Source organism: Acidovorax sp. HMWF018, assembly GCF_003061035.1.
Classification (GTDB): Bacteria; Pseudomonadota; Gammaproteobacteria; order Burkholderiales; family Burkholderiaceae_C; genus Acidovorax; species Acidovorax delafieldii.
Map to the genome: position 1 here is coordinate 1 of NZ_QAIM01000447.1, position 5,341 is coordinate 5,341.

A 5,341-nucleotide genomic window follows, 5' to 3' on the forward strand; every position below is an offset into this window, starting at 1 on the left:
TTCCAGGGCCAATACCTGGACCGGGAGACGGGGCTGCACTACAACACGTTCCGGTACTACGATGCGGACATTGGGAGGTTCATCAGCCCGGACCCGATTGGGTTAGAGGGTGGGATCAACCTAGGGAGTTACTCGCCGAATCCGATTGGTTGGATTGATCCACTTGGTTTACTCTGCGAAGGGGAAACGGCTGGCTATGGGTCTCCGAAGCATCGCGGTGATGGCCTTGAAGCACACGAAATTCTGAGAAATAAAAAGGTTCAAGAAGTAGGAGTTGGCACCGGAAAACGTGTCAAAGGTAATCCATCTATTGCGCTTGATCCTAAGCATCACGATGCCGTTCATGCAGAAGAAAATAGATTACGCCGGGGGGTGGATTGGGGCCAAATGAAATGCTTAAATCTGGAAAGGCGGAAATTCGTCTAATGTCCAAGGCTATATATAATTCCCTTGTAAGAACTGAAAAAATATCCATCGACCAACTATGTATTGCTAGAAAAATGTCTGCAGCATGGGCTAAATCGAAAGGATGTTATTGATGTTTGTTTTGGATATTTCAAAAAGTCCCTGTTCTCCAAAAAGAAGCCGACTCGGCGGTGGTTTTTCTGGAGAAATAGACGTGTGGCCGTTGAATGATAAAGGAGTGAAAATGACACCTTTATTGACGATTTGGCAAGATATTTTTCCTACGCTCATAATTCCCGCCGGGTTTTGTGTAACCGTCTTTCTTCCGTATGGGGGTGAGAGTTGTTCCGTTAGAAGTCTGCGCTCCTGCGCATTGAATGATCAATCGCAGGTTAAAAATTTTAAGGGAGGGGTGGCTAAGGTCATTCTGCATAGAGATTTGGAGCAAGATACATTTTTAGATTATGTTTCTCATCTGCCAGAGCTTTGTGTGAAGACTCGAGAGATGAGTGATTATGAGAAGAAAGAAGATCTTCAAGATGAAATCAATGGGACTTATATAAGTAAAGTTCTCGGCCGTCCGTCCTGGGTTCAGGATGAAATATTCATGCCGGAAAAATACTTCTTCGCTGCACAGTTGACAGAATTTGATTTGGTAAAGTGTGAAGCGGAGTATGAGGGTGTTTTTTCAGATGGGTCTGGATATGTTTATCTGCGGCATGCACTCCAGAAATTATCTCATGGGGATGTCGTCGGTGAGTTCTTTTTGCAGTTTACATAAATGAGAGATAATTAATGTGCGCTGAGAATTTGCCGTCGGAGTGAAGCGCGAAAAACAGGAAAACTGAGCGGCAAGCAGTTCATATGGGATGAGGAAAACCGCCTCGCCCAAGTAACGACCACCCGGCGCCCGGGAACCGAACACGAAACCACCCAAACCACCCGGTTCGACTACGTCGCGATAGGTCGGCGAGTTTCCAGACACGACAGCTTTGGCACTACGGTCTTCATCTGGGAAGGCATGCGCCTCATTGAAGAGCGCAGAGGCAGTGCAGCCATCAGCTATGTGTACGAGCCGAGCAGCTACGTACCGATGGTGCGCCTGGTGCAGATCGAGTAAAAACCGAACATGGTGGGCTGGGCACCGCCCACGATGCGCAGCAGGCAGATGCATCAAAAAACATAGCCGCTGGCGCAGTCCAGGCAAGCGCCGGTGTGCCAAAAGACCCAAAACTGCAAGCAGCGACAGCAGTGAACGACCTAGAAACCCAATACTGGGCTGCGCTGGAAAGCCAAGGATCGCACCGCTCACAGGTCATCGCCACCCACGCCAACGCCACAGCCCAGGCCTCACTGTGCGAGGTGTGCTACTCCCACATCGACCAGGTCGCCCCGCCCGAGGAACTCAGCAACGCCCAAGGCCGGGTCATTGGGCAAGCCGCTGCACTGGTGTGCTGCTCCGTGCTAATCAAGTGCGCCTGTAAGAAAACCCGAGCAACGCTCGCGGCCAGATCATTCGGCAGAGAGTTTTAGCGGGGCCGCCGCTACTACTGCGATCTACGACGAAGCAAGCGAGCGAGACGCGGTGCTGTAAATATCCTAATCATTGACACCCTGATGCAGCGCCTCGCGCCCGGGCTAGCCGTCAGCGAACTAGCCGGGCGCGTCTCTCGCGCGGGCTGCCAAGCACGCGCCCTGTCGCAGCAGCGCGATGTGGACGCAACGACAAGTAGCAGCTGGCCCCGAAGGCAGGGCCAGCAAAATCAGTTTACCGAGTGGCTGCGCCGGGTGCAGCGCATGCGCAACCGGCTTGGGTGCTGGCTGCGGTGCTGATGGGGCCTGCGGAGCTTGCCTTTTCCGCGAGTTCAATACGGCCGGTGTGCGGTGTAGAGGCCGCAGCAACGCCCTCCTTCACCTCCATCTTGACCGCGTGCATGGGCTGCGTGGTGTTGTACTTCACGCGGATGGATTTAGCGGGCACGCCCAGCTTGATGAGTTCGCGGCGTACCGCATTGGCGCGCATCGTGGCGATGTCGCGCGCATCGATGGGGGCCTCGCGTTTGTTGCAGTAGCCGGTGATTTCCAGGCGTTCGTTGGGGTCGCGGCTCTCTGCGAACTTAGCCAGCAGCGCCATGGTTTCTGGCGAGAGTTTGACCTGCGTGGCTTTGAACTCGGCGACGATGCCGTCCTCTGGCAGGCGTGCGGGTTGGGCGATGGGCTCAGGCGCTGGCTGCTCGACAGGGGCGGCGACAGTCTCGGTCGCAGGCGCGGTGGTGGCGACTGGCTCTGTTGGCGCTTGAGGGGTGTCAGCGCAACCCGCCAAACCCGATGCCAGCGCTAGCGCCAGTGCTGCGCAAGCCATGACTCTGGCTGGTCCGGGCACCGAGGCGATAGGGCGATCGAGTGCGATATGGGGTCCCGTGGCGTGGCAAATGAATGACATCAGAAAAGCTCCTTCAAGATAACGATGTATGTGGCTTGGCGGCGATGGTTCAGGTGCGGTACTTGCGGTACTGGAAGGCAGCATGCGGCCATGAGCTGCCGAGCGTGTGTGCTCTTTTAAGTGCGGTCCTTGCCGGGGCAGCGGTGATCGGGCACTTACGCTCCGCCCTGGGCTTGTTGCATGCCGCGCTGTGGTGAATTGAGTAAGCCTTCAAAGGGGGCGGGTAGCCCGACGGCCGTGGGCGAGCGCGGGATTGGCTATCAGCGTCGTCGCAGTAGCTGGCACGAAGGCCGCTTGAGCGCCGGCCCGCCGGATCACTGGGTGCAGCCTTCGCGCTGAACAAGGTGCTGCCGTCGCCTGCGAGTCCCAGGAATGGGAACTTGCAGGTCAGCGATGCAGCGGCCATGGCGGCGCGCTGCCATGCGGCAGCGAAAGCAGGCAAAGGGGCTCCCTCCAGTAGCGAACAGATGGCGTGTGCGTTCGTTGGAGTGGGCGGTCTGATGCCACCCTGGCTCACTCGGGGTCAGCGCGATGGGCGCTGCTTCTCCGCGAACGGGCCAGAGTGTCGCTGCAGAAAAGGCCGATTGACGCCGCAGCGGGGCGTTTGGCAACCGCTTGATTCAGGTTTCACAAATACCAACATTCGCCCCCAACAGGGGTAAGAGCGTCAAAAGCGAAGGGGGGCCGGGGCGCCGCAAATATTGCTGATGTGTGCCGACGAGGGCGATCAGCCCGCGGCCAGCGCCGCCTCAATATCCCCCCCCAGCTTCTTCGGCGCGTCCTGCGGCGCATAGCGGCGGATCACGCGGCCGTCCTTGCCGACGAGGAACTTGGTGAAGTTCCACTTGATGGCCTTGCTACCCAGCAGGCCTGGGGCCTCGGCGGTGAGCCACTGGTACAGGGGCGAGGCGTTGGCGCCGTTCACGTCGATCTTGGCCATCATCGGAAAGCTCACGCCGTAGTTGAGCTGGCAGAAGCTGGCGATCTCGTCGTTGCTGCCGGGGTCCTGGGCGCCGAACTGGTTGCAGGGGAAGCCCAGCACGACGAGGCCTTTGTCTGCGTATTCCTTGTGCAGTTCTTCCAGCCCGCCGAACTGGGGCGTGAAGCCGCAGGCGCTGGCGGTGTTCACGATGAGCAATACCTTGCCCCGGTATTGCGACAGGGGCACGGCCTGGCCGTTCATCTGCAGGGCTTCAAAGTCGTAGATGCTGGTGGACATGCGGGTTCTCCGGGTGGGGATGACGGGCCATCGTAGCCCCAGCTGCAGAGGCCTGTGCGCGTGCGGGTCAATCCATCAATGAGGGCCCGCAGCGCCCGGTCGGCGGAACTGCAGCGCGGCCAGCAGCGATGCCAGCAGGATCAGCGCCCCGCCCAGCACGGTGCGCGTGTTCAGCGTGGCCGCGCCCAGCAGGGCCGATGACACGCTGGCGAACATCACCTCCGACAACATCACCAGCGCCGTGGTGCCGGCCGCCAGCCGCGCAGCGCCAAACTGCAGCGCCCAGTTGCCGAGCATCAGCACCCCGGCCAGCAGCAGGCCGGTGATGACCCAGGTGGCGTTGGCGGCAGGGAAGGGCTCCACCACGCCCACTTGCAGGCCAATGCAGGCCACCGCCAGGGCCATGAGCATGCAGCCACCAAACATCGAGAACATGCGCGCGGGCCCCGGCACGGTGTGCAGGCGGCGCAGTGTGACGTTGGTCAGCGCGAACATGAAACCGCCCAGCAGCGCCAGAGCGTCGGCCAGCGACAGGTTCTGCAGCAGGCGCGAAGCAGGCGCGCCCTCGGGCAGCAGCACCAGCACCACGCCGCAGAAAGCCAGCGCCAGGCGCAGCAGCGCCGCAGGGGTAGGGCGCTCGCCCAGCACCTTCCAGGCCAGCAGCACGGCCCAGGCGGGCATCAGATAGAACAGCAGGATCACGCGCACCACGTCACCAATCGTCACGGCCCAGTTGAAGGCCACGTTGTTCAGGCCCGAGGCCAGCGCCAGCAGCCACAGCTGCGGATGCGCGCGCACCTGCTGCAAGATGCCGGGGCGCCAGGCCAGCAGCGCCAGCAGCACCACCGCATACATGCAGGCCGTGGCCCACAAGGGGTGCAGCCCCGCCTGGTGCATGTGCTGGAACGGCCACCACGCCAGGCCCCAGACAAAGGCGTTGAACAGCAGGGCGGCGAAGGGGAGTGGAGAGTGCATTGAAGGCAAAAAAAGGCGGTAGCGCCAGTGGAATATGCGCTGATAGCTATAAATTATGTAGCAAGTGGTTCCATGCTGCACAGCCAGTTAAAACTGGCACGCTTCAAGGCCCGTGCACCCGTGGAACTGGCTTTGCCAGGTCACTGGGTGCGTCCCCCTCCCGCGCAGCGAGAGAGGGGGAAGACGCGCAGCGGCTCAGGGGGAGCCTTCAATAGCTCCAGGCCACTGGGTGCGTCCCCCTCGGGGAAGCGGCGAAGCCGCACAGGGGGGCTTCGCAATCAGGAGTCAATGGTGCGTAT

Annotated in this window: 5 protein-coding genes; 2 read left to right on the forward strand and 3 right to left on the reverse strand. The window is 59.9% G+C overall.

What is annotated here, in order from left to right:
• Both DBR23_RS30000 and DBR23_RS29390 read left to right on the forward strand, forming a co-directional pair.
• Positions 1 to 426 (forward strand): RHS repeat-associated core domain-containing protein (locus DBR23_RS30000; RefSeq protein ID WP_199227745.1); only part of this gene is annotated, 426 nt, incomplete at its 5' end.
• A gap of 112 nt (positions 427 to 538) precedes the next feature.
• Positions 539 to 1,186 (forward strand): hypothetical protein, encoded by a 648-nt coding sequence (locus DBR23_RS29390; RefSeq protein WP_146191370.1) that lies wholly within the window; start codon positions 539 to 541, stop codon positions 1,184 to 1,186.
• 987 nt (positions 1,187 to 2,173) lie between these two features.
• On the opposite strand, the gene DBR23_RS18425 is transcribed toward DBR23_RS29390, so the two are convergent.
• The 3 genes from DBR23_RS18425 to DBR23_RS18435 all read right to left on the reverse strand — a co-directional run bounded on the left by DBR23_RS18425 (position 2,174) and on the right by DBR23_RS18435 (position 5,042).
• Entirely contained in the window at positions 2,174 to 2,848 is a 675-nt protein-coding gene (locus DBR23_RS18425) for an OmpA family protein (protein WP_158276470.1), read from the reverse strand.
• 727 nt (positions 2,849 to 3,575) lie between these two features.
• Positions 3,576 to 4,067, reverse strand: a complete 492-nt coding sequence (locus DBR23_RS18430; protein WP_108499179.1) for a glutathione peroxidase — start codon at positions 4,065 to 4,067, stop codon at positions 3,576 to 3,578.
• 75 nt (positions 4,068 to 4,142) lie between these two features.
• Positions 4,143 to 5,042: a DMT family transporter gene (locus DBR23_RS18435; RefSeq protein ID WP_108499180.1), complete on the reverse strand. Its 900-nt coding sequence runs from the start codon at positions 5,040 to 5,042 to the stop codon at positions 4,143 to 4,145.
• Positions 5,043 to 5,341 lie beyond the last annotated feature (299 nt).